The sequence below is a fragment of the Eleftheria terrae genome (assembly GCF_030419005.1).
Taxonomy (GTDB): Bacteria; Pseudomonadota; Gammaproteobacteria; order Burkholderiales; family Burkholderiaceae_C; genus Caldimonas; species Caldimonas terrae.
Genome location: NZ_CP106951.1, coordinates 5122502 through 5137128, shown reverse-complemented (window position 1 = coordinate 5137128; position 14627 = coordinate 5122502). Strand labels below are relative to the sequence as shown.

Genomic DNA, 14627 nt, shown 5'->3' with positions numbered 1-14627 from the left:
ATGGCGAGTCCTTCCCTGCCCTCCCGGCCGGCCGCCGCCCGTCGCGGCCCGGGCGCCTGGCTGCGTGGGCGCTTCGACGCCTGGTTGCACGGCCGCCTGCGGCTGTCCGACACCCTGCTGCTCACGCAGCGCAATGTCTACATCCTGCCGACACGGCCGGGGCTGATGTTCGCCCTCACCTTGCTGGTGTTGCTGCTGGCTTCGATCAACTACCGGCTCAACCTGGGCTACCTGCTGACCTTCCTGCTCGCCGGGGCCGGCATCGCGGGGATGTATGTGACGCACGGCGCGCTGCGCGGCCTGACCCTGCACCTGAAGCAGCCATCGCCGGTCTTCTGCGGCGAGGCAGCGACGCTCGAGATCACCTTGACCAGCGCCGACACGCGGGCCCGCTACGGCATCGGGCTGCGCCCCTGGCGCAGTGAGCCGGGGGTGGCCGAGCCCGGCTGGAGCTGGACCGACGTGCCGCCGCAATCCCAGGCCATCGCCCACGTCAGCGTGCAGCCGCAGCGCCGGGGCCTGCACCGGGTGCCGCCGCTGACGGCCGAGACGCGTTTTCCGCTCGGCATCTTCCGGGTCTGGGCGGTCTGGCGGCCGGCGGCCGAGCTGCTCGCCTACCCGGCGCCTGAGCCACAGGCGCCGCCGCTGCCCACCGCGCAGCCGATGCCGGGCGGGCCGGTGCGCACCCGCGGTGGCCAGGGCGGCGAGACCGAGGGCGTGCGCGCCTACCGCCGCGGCGACCCGCTGAAGCTGGTGGTCTGGAAAAAGGTGGCCAAGAACGACGAGATGGTGAGCCGCGATACCTCCGCCGCCGCGCGCCAGGAACTGTGGCTCGATCTGCAGCTGGCCGGCGGCCCCGGCATCGAGCAGCGCCTGTCGCGGCTGGCGGCCTGGATCATCGATGCCGACCGTCGCGGGCTGGCCTACGGCTTGCGCCTGGCGGGCCAGGAAATCGCGCCGGACCACGGCGAAGCACACCGGCGCCGCTGCCTCGAGCGGCTGGCGCTGCACGCCTGAACGAGCCCGGCCAGATGGACACCCCGGCTCGCCCTCTCCACCCCGCAAGCGCCTCGCGCGCCGGCAGCGCCCGCTCTGCCGGCGCGCCTGGACAGCCCCCGCCCGGCCTGCCGCCCCGCTGGTCCAACCTCAAGCACCTGCCGCGCGAAACGCGCGACACGCTCTACCTGCTTGCCGTCATCGCCTGGGTGGTGATGCCGCATGTCACGCACCTGCCCGTCTGGTGTTCGGCGCTGGCCGCCGGCGTGCTGCTGTGGCGCGGCTGGCTGGCGCTGGGCGCACGGGCGCTGCCGGGGCGCTGGGTGGTGGGCGGGTTGCTCGCGGCCGCGGTCGCGGCCACCTGGCTCACCCACCGCACCGTGCTCGGCAAGGAAGCCGGCGTCACGCTGGTGGTGGTGCTGATGGCGCTGAAGACGCTGGAGCTGCGCGCGCGGCGGGACGCCTTCGTGGTGTTCTTCCTCGGCTTCTTCCTGGTGCTCACCCACTTCTTCTACTCGCAGTCGCTGGCGCTGGCACTGGTGATGGTGGTGGCGGTGTGGGGCTTGCTGACGGCCCTGGTGCTGGCCCACATGCCGGTCGGCCATCCCAGCCTGGCCAGCGCCGGCGCCTTGTCGGCACGCATGTGCCTGCTGGGCGCGCCGGTGATGCTGGCGCTGTTCGTGCTGTTCCCGCGCTTCGGACCGCTGTGGGGGCTGCCGAACGATGCGGCCAGCGCGCGCACCGGCCTGTCGACGGACATGACGATGGGCACGGTGGCCGAGCTGGCGCTGGACGACAACATCGCCATGACGATCCGGTTCGACGGCCCGGCGCCGCCGCCCGACACCTTGTACTTCCGCGGCCCGGTGCTGTCGGCCTTCGACGGCCTCACCTGGCAGCCGGCCGAGCGCCGCTACTGGGGCCGCGGCCAGCAGCTGGACGCCGAGTTGCAGGTGCGCGGCAAGCCGTTGCACTACGAGGTGACGATGGAGCCCACCCGCGTGCCGGTGCTGCCGCTGCTGGAGGCGACCACCGAGGTGGCCGAGGTCTCGGGCCTGCGCCCGCGGCTGCAGCCCTCGCTCGAATGGGCCATCGGCCGGCCGCTGATGGACCGTGAGCGCTTGCGCGCCACCAGCTACACCGATCACCGGCACGGCCCGCTGCAACCGGTGCTGGGCCTGCAGGACCACCTGCAACTGCCCGCCGGCTACAACCCGCGCACGCTGGCCTGGGCCGCGGCGCTGCGGCGCGACCCGCGCCATGCGCGCGCCGAACCGCAGGCGCTGGCGCAGGCGGTGCTGGAGCACATCCGCAGCCAGGGCTACAGCTATACGCTGACACCCGGGCCCTACGGCGACGAACAGGGCCGCCATGCCATCGACGAGTTCTGGCTGGACCGCAAGCAAGGCTTCTGCGAGCACTTCGCTGCGGCCTTCGTGGTCATCATGCGGGCCCTCGATGTGCCCGCTCGCATCGTCACCGGCTACCAGGGGGCCGAGCTCAACCCGGTGGACGGCTACTACCTGGTGCGCAACAGCCAGGCTCATGCCTGGGCGGAATTCTGGCAACCCGGGCGCGGCTGGCTGAGGGCCGACCCAACCGCCGCCGTGGCGCCCGAACGCGTCACCCGCAGCCTGGCGCTGCGGCCGGCCCCCGGCCTGGTCGGAGGTGTGCTCGGTACGGCCGACTCCACCTTCTGGCGCGCCCTGCGCAACCAGTGGGCGGCCATCAACAATGCCTGGAACCAGAAGGTGCTCAACTACTCCCGCGGCGAGCAGCTGGACCTCCTCAAGCAACTCGGCGTCCGCTCGCCCAGCTGGCAGGACCTGGCCCTGCTGCTGGTGCTGCTGCTGGCGCTGGCGTCCGCGCTCGGCGCAGCCTGGGCCTGGTGGGAGCGGCAGCGGCAGGACCCGTGGCTGCGTGCCTACCATGGCATGCAGCGCCAGCTGGCTGCCGCCGGCCTGCCGTCGGCCGCGCACACCCCGCCGCGCGAGCTGGCGCGTCTGGCCCTGCAGCGCTGGGGCGAGCCGGCGCGCGGGGTCGCCACGCTGCTCACCCGCATGGAGGCGGCGCGCTACGCCCCTCCCGCGCAGGCCGGCCACGTGCGTGGCCCTACACTGGCGCGCTTGCTGGCGCGCTCGCTGGCACGTGAACTGCGGCGCGCCCAATCTGCCCCACTGGACCATGCCTGAAACGACCCCGACCCTGCTGCGCCGAGTGCGCCCCGGCCTGCTGGCCGCCTTGTTGTGCCTGCCCGCCGCCGCTGCCCTGGCCCAGGCCACGGCCCCTTCGGCGGCGGCCGCCCCGCCCGCCGCCGAGGCGCCGGACATCGTCACCTATGGCGGCCGCGAGGACGTGGTGGCGCTGGCCGATGCGATTGCCGAACGCCGGCAGCTCGACCGCACCTGGGTGCGGGAGACGCTCGCGCAATCCCGCTTCATCCCCTCGGTGGCCCGCTACATCATGCCGCCGCCGGCCGGCAGCGCGAAAAACTGGGCCGCCTACCGCGCCCGCTTCGTCGAGCCGCGGCGCCTGCGCGCCGGCGTTGCCTTCTGGGAGGCCAACGAACGCTGGCTCAGTCAGGCCGAAGCCGCCTTTGGCGTGCCCGCCAGCGTGGTGGTGGGCATCATCGGCGTCGAGACGCTCTACGGCCAGCACATGGGCAACTTCCGGGTGCTGGACGCGCTGGCCACCCTGAGCTTCGACTTCCCCCCCGGCCGCCGCGACCGCCGCGAGTTCTTCCGCCAGGAGCTGGAGCAATTCCTTGTGCTGTGCCACAGCGAGGCGCTGGACCCGCTCTCGCTGCGCGGCTCCTATGCCGGTGCGATGGGCATGCCGCAATTCATGCCGAGCAGCTGGAACAAGTACGCGGTGGACTTCGACGGCGACGGCCACGTCGACCTGCACCGCAGCGCCGCCGATGTCATCGGCAGCGTGGCGCACTACCTGTCCGAGTTTGGCTGGGAGCGCGGCCTGCCGACCCACTTCGAAGTCGCCGCACCGGTGGAGGTGGCCGACCGGGCGGCACTCCTCGCCCCCGACATCCAGCCCACCTTCACCGCCGAGGAGTTCGCGGCCCGCGGTGCCGGCCTGCCCGAGGCCGGTCGCCGCCATGCCGGCAAGCTGGCCCTGATCGAGCTGCAGAACGGCGAGGCGGCGCCCACCTACCTGGCGGGCACGTCCAATTTCTACGCCATCACGCGCTACAACTGGTCGAGCTATTACGCGATGGCGGTGATCGATCTCGGGGAGTCGGTGGCCGCCATGCGCAAGGCGCGGCGCAGCGGCGCCGGCCCCCGCTGAGCCAGCCCGCAGGCGTTGCGGTGGCGGTGCTGCGAGCGGCTGCCGCCGCATCCGGCAGCGCGCCGCCCCGGCCGCGCCGTCAGGCAGCGCCAGCCACCTTCAGGATGCAGTTCACCAGTTCATGCGCCCGCAGCGGCTTGGCGCAATGCGCGTCGAAGCCGGCGGTGAGCGCCAGCTCACGGTCCTGCGGGCGGGCGAAGGCGGTCAGCGCCACTGCGGGCAGCCGCTTGTGGCCGTCCTGCGCGCGCTCCCGCTCACGCACGGCCCGGATCAGCGCATAGCCGTCCTGGCCCGGCAGGCCGATGTCGCTCACCATCACGTCGGCATCGAATTGCTGCAGCAGGCGCAGGCCCTCGCTGCAGTCGCGCGCGGCCTGCACCACGGCGCCACGGTCGCGCAGGATGACGGAGAGCATCTCGCTCGCTTCGAGATCATCCTCGACCACCAGGATCTTCATCTGTGCCAGCCCGGCCAGCGACTCGCCACCGTCGGCCGGCTCCTCGGCCGGCGGCGCGCCGGCCGCCCCATGCATCGCCTCCGGCGGCAACTGCGCCGGGATGAAGACGCGGAAGGTCGCCCCGCGGCCGCGGCCCTCGCTCTCGGCCGTGACGCGGCCGCCGTGCAGCTCCACCAGGTGCTGCACGATGGACAGGCCCAGCCCCAGCCCACCGTGGTACCGGTTGCTGGCCGAATCGCTCTGCGTGAAGCGGTCGAACAGGAAAGGCAGGAAGTCGGCCGCGATGCCCTGCCCCTGGTCGGTGACCACGAGTGTGGTGCCGACCTCGTCCTGGCTCAGCGTGACCCGCACCTGCGCGCCCGGCGGGGAGAACTTGATGGCATTCGTCATCAGGTTCCAGACGATCTGCTGGAAGCGGGCCGCATCGAGCGGCACCGGCCGACCCGCCGGCGGCGCCTCGAGCACCAGCTGCAGCTCCCGGTCCCGCAGCGCACCGGCCAACGCCGACAGCGAGGAGCCGAGCAGCTCCACCGGGTCGACCAGCGTCGGGTCGAGCCGCAGCTTGCCAAGGTCCATGCGCGAGACGTCCAGGATGTCGGCGATCAGCCGGGTCTGGGTGGTCGCATTGCGCTCGATCGCGTCCAGCCCGCGGGACAGGTCGGCCGCCGCCTGGCTGCGCTTGAGCACATGGACCCAGCCCATGATGGCGTTCAAGGGCGTGCGCAGCTCGTGCGACAGCACGGCCACGAATTCGTCCTTGGAGCGGCTCAGCCGCTCGGCCGCCGCACGGGCCGCCTGTTCGCGCTCGAGCAGTTGCTCGCGCTGGCGCACCAGCTGGGTCCGCTCGGAGATGTCGGTGGCAATGGCCATATTGACCCCCGGCTCCACATGGGCCGACAGGCGCCACTCCAGGTCGACCGGCCGGCCGGCCGCATCCAGCAGCGGGAACTCGCCTTTCCAGACGCCGTCGTGGCTGTCGCGCAGGTAGCCCTCGACCCGCGCCCGCCAGTCGGACGGGGCCAGCTCGGCCAGCCGGCGCCCGGCGATGGCGGGCGCATCCAGGCCCAGCAGGGCCAGCATCGCCGCATTGGCGTCGATGAAACGGCCCTCAGCATCGATCAGGCAGATGCCGCTCGGTGCCTGCTGGTAGATCGCACGAAAGCGCGCCTCGCTGCGACGCATTGCATCCTCGGCGGTGCGGGCCCGCACCAGCGCCTGCACGGTGGCCACCAGCAGTGCCGGCTCGGCCGGATGCGTCATGTACGCATCGGCGCCGGAATGCAGGCCGCGCACCTTGTCGTCGTCCTTCACCCGCGCAGCCGACAGGTGCACCACCGGCAGGCGCGCGGTGTCCTCGCGGGCCCGCAGCTCGCGGCACACCTCGAAACCGTCCATGTCCGGCAGGTGCACGTCGAGGATGACTGCGGCCAGGCTGGAACTCGCCAGGCTCAGCGCCTCGCCGCCGGTGCCCGCCTCGCAGATCTGGAAGCCGGCCGCCTTCAGCACGCGGCCGGTGGCATAGCGGGTCACCGGGTTGTCGTCGACCACCAGCACCCGCTGTGCGGCCAGCGGGGCGGACAGCTCATGCATGGGCGGCACCATCACGCCACCCCCTGCGACGGTGGCGGCTCGACCGCATGCGGCAGCCGCAGGGGCACCGTGACGGTGAAGGTGGAGCCCACCCCCAGCTCGCTGGCCAGCGAGACGCGGCCGCCCAGCAGCTCGGCCAGGCGCCGGCTCAGCGAAAGGCCGAGGCCGGTGCCCCGCAAGCGCTTCTGGACGGGCGAGTCGACCTGCGTGAAGTCCTCGAAGATGGCGTGGTGGAACTCGGGCGCAATGCCGATGCCGGTGTCCGACACCGCGAAGCTCACGGTGTCGTCCTCATTGCGACGCGCCGACACCCGCACCTCGCCCTGCGTGGTGAACTTCAGCGCGTTGGAGATGAAGTTGCGCAGGATCTGCGAGAGCTTGCGGTCGTCGCTGTAGAGCGGCGGCACGTCGTGCGGCTCCTCGAAGACCAGCATCACGTCGAGGTTGGTCAGCACCGGTTTGAACATGCCACGCAGGGCCGAAAACAAGGCCACCATGTCGAACCAGGCCGGCGAGATCTCCACCCGGCCGGCCTCCACCTTCGCCAGGTCCAGCAGGTCGTCCACCATGTCCGAGAACTCGGCCGCGGTCTGCTGGATGAAGCGGACCTGGGTTTCCTGCTCGGCCGTGAGCGGCCCGTCCACCCGGTCCATCAGCAGCCGCGCGATGCTGCGGATGGCGCCGATGGGCGTGCGGAACTCGTGGCTCATGTAGGCCAGGAACCGGCTCTTCAGCTCGGTGGCCTCGCGCAGCTGAGCCGCCTGCGCGTCCAGCTCGGCATACAGGGCGAGCACGCCGCGGTTGGTTTCTTCGAGCTCCGCCCGCAGCGCCTGCACCTCGGCCTCAGCCTCGGCCAGGCGCGCCGCCGGATCGTTGCACGCGGCCTGCGGGGCCGACGAGTCATCCAGGTTCATCATGGCTCCCTCCTGCGCAACACCACCACGGCGGTGTCGTCGCGTCCTCTGCGGTGATCGCGCATCAACCATGCCGCCACCAGCGACGGATGGCGCTGCAACAGGCCCGGCCACTCCTTCACGCTCCAGCGCGAGGTCAGCCCATCGCTGTGCAGCACCAGCAGCGCATGCGGCGGCCAGGGATAGTGCAGATCCTGCATGCGGCGAATCTGCAGTCCCACGGTGCCGTGCTGCGACAGCAGGGTGCGCTCTTCCAGTGCCGACAGCAGCCGCCCCTGCACGTTGCCGGCGCCGGCGAAGCGCAACGCCCCCTCCACCGCATTGAGCTCGGCCGCCGCCACCGCGGCGCCTCGGGTCGACCGCAGCAGGGCGTGGGCCCGTTCGATGATCTGCGCCGGCCCGCAATACGGCGCGGTGCCGAAGGTTGCCGTCGCCGCTTGCGCCGCTTCCGCCGCGCCGGGCCCGTGGCCGAGCCCGTCGGCCAGCAGCACGCTGGCGCGGCCGCCATCGAGGATCAGCGCCCACGCATCGCCCGACACTGTCTCGCCGGGCGCCGGCAACACGACGGCGCCCGCTTCGATCGCCGCGGGCGCCTGGCCCGCGACCGGCGTCGCCGCCATCACCACGCGTGCCAGGATGACGGTGCCGGCGGGCACTGCCGAGTAGATGTCGAACTCGTCGGCCAGCCGCCGCACCGCGCCCAGGCCGGTGCCCGGCGTGCCGCCCGTCGAATAGCCGTCGGCCATGCAGGCGCCCAGGTCGGCAATGCCCGGCCCATGGTCCACCGACAGCAGCTCCACCGTCTGGCGGCCGCCCAGTTCGCCGGCCCCCAGCAGCAACTGCCCCTCGCGGGCATGCCGCACCAGGTTGTTGCCCAGCTCGGTGGCGAGCAGCGCCACCCGGCCCGCGGCGACCTCGTCGAAACCAAGCGCCTCGGCCGCCTGAACCGCACAGCGGCGCACCTGGCCCACCTGGCTGGACTCCACCACCTCGAAAGCGCGATGAGGAGGCAGGACCACCATCACTTCCAGCGCGCGATGGTCACGCAAGTGCCCTCGCCGACCGCGGTGCGCACCGAGAACTCGCCGACCAGGCGCTTGCTGCCGGACAGTCCCATGCCCATGCCGCGGCCCGAGGTCCAGCCGTCCGTCATGGCGAGTTCGAGGTCGGGGATGCCCGGCCCCTGATCCTCGAAGTGCAGGCGCAGGCCCTGGCGCAGGCCGTCGTTCAGGATTTCCCAGCGCATTTCGCCGCCGCCGCCATAGACGACGGTGTTGCGCGACAGCTCACTGGCGGCGGTGATCATCTTGGTTTGGTCCACCAGCGAGAACTTCAGCTCCTGGGTCAGTCGGCGCACCACTTGGCGGCTGAGCACGATGTCCTGCTCATTGCGCAGCGGCAGGCTGCCTTCAGCCTGCTGCGACATCGCGCTGCCCTCCTGCCGTAGCCAGCAGGCGCATGCCGCGCTCCACATCGAGGGCCGTGCGCACCCCTTGCAGTGACAAGCCCAGCTCCACCAGGGTGATGGCCACCGCCGGCTGCATGCCGACCACCACCGTCTCGGCCCCCAGCATGCGGGCAATGCCGGAAATGCTGGCAAGCATCCGGCCGATGAAGGAATCGACGATCTCCAGCGCCGAGATGTCGATCAACACCCCCTCGGCCCCGGTGCGCGAGATGCGCTCGGACAGATCGTCCTGCAGCGCGAGGGCGGTCTGGTCCTGCATGTCGATCTGGATCGTGACCAGCAGGTTGCGACCCATGCGCAGGATAGGAATGCGCTCCATGTCGGCCTCCGTCTCAGGCGGCGTCGCGCGTGACCGTGTGGCCGGTGCGCTTGAGCGCCAGCGCCAACGCATCGGCCAGGGTCGACTTGGTGGTGATGCCCTGAAGGTCGATGCCCAGGTGCACGATGGTCTGCGCGATCTGCGGACGGATGCCGCTGACGATGCAGTCCGCGCCCATCAGGCGGATCGCGGTGACCGTCTTGAGCAGATGCTGGGCCACCAGGGTGTCCACCGTCGGCACGCCGGTGATGTCGATGATCGCCAGCTCCGAGGAGGTCTCCACAATGCGTTGCAGCAGGCTCTCCATGACCACCTGGGTGCGGCTGCTGTCCAGCGTGCCGATCATCGGCACCGCCAGCACGCCATCCCACAGCTTGACCACCGGGGTCGACAGCTCGAGCAGCTCTTCCTGCTGGCGCTTGATGATGTCTTCGCGGGAAGTCTGGTAGGTGTCGACCGTGAACTGGGCCATCTTGTCAACCAGCGTCGAGGCCCACCAGAGCATCTCGGCCAAGACGGCGGGGTCCTGCTGGTGGCGTTGCTGCAAGCGGTTGAACAGCGGCTTTTTCATGGCCAGCACCAGCAGGCTGGTGTCGCCGGCGCTGGATCCTTGTGCGGCACGGGAGCGCGACAGCGTGGCCAGCCTCTCGCGCAGCGGCGCCCAGGGCGCCGCGTTGAAGCGGCCAGGCTCGCCGTCTGCTGCAATGCCGATGGCGAACGCCTCGAGCACCCGCGACGCGTCGGCACTGGCGGTCTGCCCGACGGCCGCACCGGCAGACTGGTTTGCAAGAAATTCGGCAATCCATTCACTCAGGAATCGCTCCGGCTCGGTCTTCAGGCAGGCGTCGATGGACTGGTTCTGCGATTTCATCTTGGTCTTTCCTCCTCGGGAATGGCATGTGCCATGTGTTGTGTTGCCCCGGACGGCGGCCGCCCGCGATTATGGCCGCGCCTTGCGCGCAACTGCCGGGAGCAGCCTAGGCGCAAAAACCGTGCGCAGGCGAGGCGCCATCGGCCGCATGCACCGCCACAGTACTGAGCGATTTCACAAATAGGTGCACGAAAGCCCCGTCTTGGTGCCGCCTTGCATAATGCGGCCTGTTGTTTGGCTCGACTGCCTCCCACCTTGCACTGGCTTCACGCTCTTCTGCCGCCCCCCGTCCCGGCCAGCGCCGCTGAACGGGTGCGCGCCTGCTGCGGCGCCCTCGTCGGGCTCTTGATCACCGGGTTCATCACGCGGGCCGCGCTCGGCGGCACGGGGGCGCTGCCACTGCTCGTGGCGCCCATGGGCGCATCGGCGGTGCTGCTGTTCGCGGTGCCTGCCAGCCCGCTGGCGCAGCCGTGGTCGGTGCTGGGCGGCAACATGCTGTCGGCGCTGGTGGGCGTCACTTGTGCGCACTGGATTGGCGATCCGCTGCTGGCAGCGGCGCTGGCGGTGTGCACCGCCATCGGGCTGATGTTTGCCTTGCGCTGCCTGCATCCGCCGGGCGGCGCGGTGGCGCTGTTGAGCGTCATCGGGGCGCCCGCCATCAAGGCCCAGGGCTACGCCTTCGCCTGGTGGCCGGTCGGCTTCAACTCCCTGCTCCTGGTGCTGGCGGCCGTGCTCTACCACCGCCTCACGGGCCACCGCTATCCGCACCCGGCCAGCGTGCCGCCGGCCGCGCAGCCGCATGGCACCCGCGACCCGGCCCCCTCCGAGCGCCTGGGCATCCGGGGCCAGGACGTGCAAGCCGCGCTGCGGCAAGGCCCCGACCTGCTGGACATTGCGGAAGACGACCTGCAGGCCTTGATCGAGCAGGCCGAGCAACGCGCGCTGCAACGCCATGCGGGCGTTCCGAACTGCGCCCACCTGATGTCGCGCGACGTCGTCTCGGTGGCTGCCGAGGCGCCGCTCGCCGAGGCCTGGCGGCGGCTGCAGCGCCACCGGGTGCAGGCGCTGCCGGTGGTGGACGCCGAACGCCGGGTGGTCGGCATCATCTCCCAGAGCGACTTCTTCAGCCATGCCGGCTGGCAGGAGCAGGAAGGGCTGGCAGCCAACTGGCGGCGCTTCATGCGTCGGCTCGGCGATACCGGCGGCCGGGTGCCCGCGGTGGCGGAGCTGATGTCCAGCCCTGCCGTCACGGTCAGCCCCGGCGATCCGCTGACGACGCTGGTGGAAGCGATGTCCGACGGTGGCCTGCACCAGTTGCCGGTGGTGGATGAGGAGGGCCGGCTGCAGGGCATCGTGGCGCAATCGGACCTGATCGCCGCACTGCACCGCCTAGTCGTGGCGCAGGCGCTCCAGGGCGGCCGGGCCTAGCGTTCGCCCCGCCCCGCCCGGACAGCGGCGCCGCGACCAGCTGGCCGCAGCCGCCCCCCGCCGCTGCCTCAGAGGCGGCGCACCTCCACATGCACCTGCATGGTCTCCCGCCCGCCGCCATGGCGCACCCCTTTGACCGGCGGGCAGGCGGCGTAGTCAGGCCCCACCGCGAGCCGCACATGGCGTTCGTCCATCGGGCAGGCATGCGTGACGTCGACGCTGAGCCAGTGTTGCGCCGCGATGTCGAGGCAGACGTCGACCCAGGCATGGCTGGCCAGCTCCGGCTCGTCCTCGGCGTGGAAATAGCCGCTCACATAGCGTGCCGGCACCCGGTGGCTGCGGCAGGCGGCGATGAACACGTGGGCCTGGTCCTGGCACACGCCCTTGCCCCAGTCGAAGGCCTCCAGCGCGGTGGTCTGCACGCCGGTGTGGCCGGGCCGGTAGCTCACCTGGGCGCGGACCGCTGCCGCCAGCGCCAGCATGGCGTCGGCCGACACGCCGGCCGCCAGATAGGGCGCCGCCCAGGCCGCCAGGCGCGCATGTGGCTCGGCCAGCGGCGTGGGCCGCAGGTAGAGCCAGGGCGACGCACTGCCCGGCGGATCGGCGAAGCTCGCCACGCCATGCGTCTGCACCGTGCCGCCCGCGCGCAGCGTGCCCTTGCGCAAGCGGGCCGGCAGCGTGCAGCTGTGGGTGCGGTTGCCATAGCCGTCGGTGGACTCGAACAACCGGCCCGGCCCGCTCACCTGCCATTGCAACACCGTCTGCTGCGGGCCGGACGAGGGTGTCAGGCAAAGCGCCTGCACCGCATGCTGCAGCTCGGCGCTGTACTCGTAGTGCGTGGCGTGGTGGATCTGGAACAGCATCGCGTGGGGCACCTCAGTGCATCACCGGCACCAGGAAGTCCCGGCTGATGCCGACACCGAGGTCGCCAATGCGGTCGAGGAACTGCGTGAGGTAGGCGTGCAGGCCGGTGGCCAGGATCTCGTCGATGCGGGCGTACTGCAGGTCGGCCTGCAGCCGCCCGGCGCGGCGCAGCGTCTCGTGCGACTGCTGGTTGGCCACGTCCCGCAGGTTGAGCACCACCTCGTTCACGCAGGCCGCCAGCGAACGTGGCATGTCGGGCCGCAGGATGAGCAGCTCGGCCACCTTCTCGGGCCGGATCACGTTGCGATAGACCTTGCGGTAGACCTCGAAGCCGGAGACCGAGCGCAGGATGGCCGACCAGTGATAGAAGTCGTACTCCAGCTCTTTCTCGCGCGCCACGCCGAAGAAGTCGCTCTGCACGGCATGGAACTTCACGTCCAGCAGGCGGGCGGTGTTGTCGGCCCGCTCGAGGAAGGTGCCGATGCGCAGGAAGTGGAAGGCCTCGTCCTGCAGCATGGTGCCCAGCGTCACACCACGCGAGAGGTGCGAGCGGAACTTGACCCACTCGAAGAACCGCGCCGGGTCGCGCTCCAGCTCGCCCTCGTCGACCAGGCGCTTGAACTCGAGCCAGGTCTGGTTCTGCGTTTCCCAGACTTCGGTGGTCAACGTGCCGCGCACCGCCCGCGCGTTCTCGCGCGCGGCGCGCAGGCAGCTCGCGATGCTGGAGGGGTTGCGCTCCTCGCGCACCATGTAGTCCATGACGTTCTTGGCGCTCACGCTGTCGTAGCGCGCGGTGAAGTCGTGCGTCAGCTCGGAGATGCTCAGCAGGCCGCGCCAGCCCTGCTCGGCGGCGCCGGCCGACTGCGGCAGCAGGCCGGTCTGGTAGTTGACGTCGAGCATGCGGGTGGTGTTTTCGGCCCGCTCCATGTAGCGGGCCATCCAGAACAAGTGGTCGGCAGTCCTCGACAGCATCTCAAGCCTCCAGCACCCAGGTGTCCTTGGTCCCACCGCCCTGGCTGCTGTTGACCACCAGCGAGCCCTCCTTCAGCGCCACCCGGGTCAGCCCGCCGGGCACCATCTGCAGCGCCTTGCCGCTCAGCACGAAGGGCCGCAGGTCGATGTGGCGGGGCGCGATGCCACTGTCGACGAAGGTCGGGCAGCTCGACAGCGACAGCGTCGGCTGCGCGATATAGCCGCTCGGATCGGCCAGCAGGCGGGCGCGGAAGTCGGCCACCTCCTGGCGGCTGGCCGCGGGCCCGACCAGCATGCCGTAGCCGCCAGCCCCGTGCACCTCCTTGACAACCAGCTCCGGCAGGTGGTCGAGCACATAGGCGAGGTCGTCGGGCTCGCGGCACAGGTAGGTCGGCACATTGGCCAGCACCGGCTTCTCGCCGAGATAGAACTCGATCATCTTCGGCACATAGGGATAGACGGACTTGTCGTCGGCGATGCCGGTGCCGATGGCGTTGGCCAGCGTGACGTTGCCGGCCCGGTAGACGCCCAGCAGCCCCGCACAGCCGAGCGAGGAGTCGGCGCGGAAGGCCAGCGGATCGAGGAAGTCGTCGTCGACGCGACGGTAGATCACGTCCACCCGCTTCGGGCCCTGGGTGGTGCGCATGTAGATGAAGTTGTCCTTGACGAACAGGTCCTGGCCCTCGACCAGCTCGATGCCCATCTGCTGCGCCAGGAAGGCATGCTCGAAGTAGGCCGCGTTGTACATGCCGGGCGTCAGCACCACCGCGGTGGGCTCGTTGACGCCGGCCGGCGCCACCGCCCGCAAGGTCTCGAGCAACAGGTCGGGGTAATGGTCCACCGGGGCGATGCGGTGCTCGCTGAACAGCTCGGGGAAGAGCCGCATCGTCATCTTGCGGTTCTCCAGCATGTAGCTGACGCCGCTGGGCACCCGCAGGTTGTCTTCCAGCACGTAGTAGGTGCCGCTGCCGTCGATATGGGCCGCACGCACGATGTCGATGCCGGCGATGTGGGCGTAGACGCCGCCCGGCACGTCCACGCCCAGCATCTCGGGACGGAACTGGCTGTTGCCGAACACCTGCTCGGGAGGAATGAGCCCGGCCTTGACGATCTCCTGGCCGTGGTAGATGTCGTGGATGAAGCGGTTGAGCGCCGTCACCCGCTGCGCCAGGCCGCGCTCCAGCTCGCGCCATTCGTGCGCCGGGATGATGCGCGGGATGATGTCGAAGGGAATCAGCCGCTCGGTGCCGGCGCCGTCCTCATCCTTCGCGCCATAGACGGCGAAGGTGATGCCGACGCGCCGGAAGATCATCTCGGCCTCCTCACGGCGCGCCTTCAGCACGTCGCGCGGCTGGCGCCCCAGCCAGCGCTCATAGGTGCGGTAGTGCTCGCGCACCTGGTCGGCGCTCGCATTCATCTCGTCGAAACTCGGTCTCATCGTGGCA

At 70.9% G+C, this 14627-nt stretch carries 13 protein-coding genes; 4 read left to right on the top strand and 9 right to left on the bottom strand.

What is annotated here, in order from left to right; all coding sequences use genetic code 11:
• From N7L95_RS23095 to mltB, 3 genes are read left to right on the top strand one after another with little or no spacing between them, the layout of a single operon-like run.
• Window positions 1-1017: a DUF58 domain-containing protein gene (locus N7L95_RS23095; protein WP_301257589.1), complete on the top strand. Its 1017-nt coding sequence runs from the start codon at window positions 1-3 to the stop codon at window positions 1015-1017.
• A gap of 14 nt (window positions 1018-1031) precedes the next feature.
• Complete coding sequence (locus N7L95_RS23090; protein WP_301257588.1) at window positions 1032-3188, top strand: transglutaminase TgpA family protein; 2157 nt, start codon at window positions 1032-1034, stop codon at window positions 3186-3188.
• On the top strand, window positions 3181-4299 hold the full coding sequence (mltB, locus tag N7L95_RS23085) for a lytic murein transglycosylase B (RefSeq protein ID WP_301257587.1): 1119 nt from the start codon (window positions 3181-3183) through the stop codon (window positions 4297-4299). The genes N7L95_RS23090 and mltB overlap by 8 nt, the downstream gene beginning before the upstream one ends.
• A 79-nt stretch (window positions 4300-4378) precedes the next feature.
• Here mltB and N7L95_RS23080 read toward each other — a convergent pair whose 3' ends face one another.
• Genes N7L95_RS23080 through N7L95_RS23055 form a run of 6 tightly spaced genes read right to left on the bottom strand, consistent with a single transcriptional unit; the run spans window position 4379 to window position 9918 of the window.
• Window positions 4379-6346 (bottom strand): hybrid sensor histidine kinase/response regulator, encoded by a 1968-nt coding sequence (locus N7L95_RS23080; RefSeq protein ID WP_301257586.1) that lies wholly within the window; start codon window positions 6344-6346, stop codon window positions 4379-4381.
• Between the two features lie 11 nt (window positions 6347-6357).
• On the bottom strand, window positions 6358-7263 hold the full coding sequence (locus N7L95_RS23075; protein WP_435870039.1) for a sensor histidine kinase: 906 nt from the start codon (window positions 7261-7263) through the stop codon (window positions 6358-6360).
• Window positions 7260-8309: a SpoIIE family protein phosphatase gene (locus tag N7L95_RS23070; RefSeq protein WP_301257585.1), complete on the bottom strand. Its 1050-nt coding sequence runs from the start codon at window positions 8307-8309 to the stop codon at window positions 7260-7262. Before N7L95_RS23070 ends, N7L95_RS23075 begins: the two co-directional genes overlap by 4 nt.
• Window positions 8282-8686, bottom strand: a complete 405-nt coding sequence (locus N7L95_RS23065; protein WP_301257584.1) for an anti-sigma regulatory factor — start codon at window positions 8684-8686, stop codon at window positions 8282-8284. Before N7L95_RS23065 ends, N7L95_RS23070 begins: the two co-directional genes overlap by 28 nt.
• Complete coding sequence (locus N7L95_RS23060; RefSeq protein WP_301257583.1) at window positions 8670-9047, bottom strand: STAS domain-containing protein; 378 nt, start codon at window positions 9045-9047, stop codon at window positions 8670-8672. Before N7L95_RS23060 ends, N7L95_RS23065 begins: the two co-directional genes overlap by 17 nt.
• Before the next feature lie 13 nt (window positions 9048-9060).
• Complete coding sequence (locus N7L95_RS23055; RefSeq protein ID WP_301257582.1) at window positions 9061-9918, bottom strand: STAS domain-containing protein; 858 nt, start codon at window positions 9916-9918, stop codon at window positions 9061-9063.
• Window positions 9919-10263: 345 nt separating this feature from the next.
• Here N7L95_RS23055 and N7L95_RS23050 point away from each other — a divergent pair, with 345 nt between their 5' ends.
• Window positions 10264-11346, top strand: a complete 1083-nt coding sequence (locus N7L95_RS23050) for an HPP family protein (RefSeq protein ID WP_301257581.1) — start codon at window positions 10264-10266, stop codon at window positions 11344-11346.
• 68 nt (window positions 11347-11414) lie between these two features.
• Here the strand turns inward: N7L95_RS23050 and N7L95_RS23045 are convergent, their stop codons facing one another.
• From N7L95_RS23045 to N7L95_RS23035, 3 genes are read right to left on the bottom strand one after another with little or no spacing between them, the layout of a single operon-like run.
• Complete coding sequence (locus N7L95_RS23045) at window positions 11415-12209, bottom strand: transglutaminase family protein (protein ID WP_301257580.1); 795 nt, start codon at window positions 12207-12209, stop codon at window positions 11415-11417.
• A 13-nt stretch (window positions 12210-12222) separates the two neighbouring features.
• Window positions 12223-13182, bottom strand: a complete 960-nt coding sequence (locus N7L95_RS23040; RefSeq protein ID WP_301257579.1) for an alpha-E domain-containing protein — start codon at window positions 13180-13182, stop codon at window positions 12223-12225.
• A 1-nt stretch (window position 13183) separates the two neighbouring features.
• On the bottom strand, window positions 13184-14620 hold the full coding sequence (locus N7L95_RS23035; RefSeq protein WP_301257578.1) for a circularly permuted type 2 ATP-grasp protein: 1437 nt from the start codon (window positions 14618-14620) through the stop codon (window positions 13184-13186).
• Window positions 14621-14627: the final 7 nt, after the last annotated feature.

Coding starts and splice junctions, on each gene's coding strand:
- N7L95_RS23045 (WP_301257580.1), bottom strand. CDS start 12,209: ATGCTGTTCCAGATCCACCACGCCACGCACTACGAGTACAGCGCCGAG.
- N7L95_RS23055 (WP_301257582.1), bottom strand. CDS start 9,918: ATGAAATCGCAGAACCAGTCCATCGACGCCTGCCTGAAGACCGAGCCG.
- N7L95_RS23095 (WP_301257589.1), top strand. CDS start 1: ATGGCGAGTCCTTCCCTGCCCTCCCGGCCGGCCGCCGCCCGTCGCGGC.
- N7L95_RS23080 (WP_301257586.1), bottom strand. CDS start 6,346: ATGCATGAGCTGTCCGCCCCGCTGGCCGCACAGCGGGTGCTGGTGGTC.
- N7L95_RS23075 (WP_435870039.1), bottom strand. CDS start 7,263: ATGATGAACCTGGATGACTCGTCGGCCCCGCAGGCCGCGTGCAACGAT.
- N7L95_RS23065 (WP_301257584.1), bottom strand. CDS start 8,686: ATGTCGCAGCAGGCTGAAGGCAGCCTGCCGCTGCGCAATGAGCAGGAC.
- N7L95_RS23060 (WP_301257583.1), bottom strand. CDS start 9,047: ATGGAGCGCATTCCTATCCTGCGCATGGGTCGCAACCTGCTGGTCACG.
- N7L95_RS23090 (WP_301257588.1), top strand. CDS start 1,032: ATGGACACCCCGGCTCGCCCTCTCCACCCCGCAAGCGCCTCGCGCGCC.
- mltB (WP_301257587.1), top strand. CDS start 3,181: ATGCCTGAAACGACCCCGACCCTGCTGCGCCGAGTGCGCCCCGGCCTG.
- N7L95_RS23035 (WP_301257578.1), bottom strand. CDS start 14,620: ATGAGACCGAGTTTCGACGAGATGAATGCGAGCGCCGACCAGGTGCGC.
- N7L95_RS23040 (WP_301257579.1), bottom strand. CDS start 13,182: ATGCTGTCGAGGACTGCCGACCACTTGTTCTGGATGGCCCGCTACATG.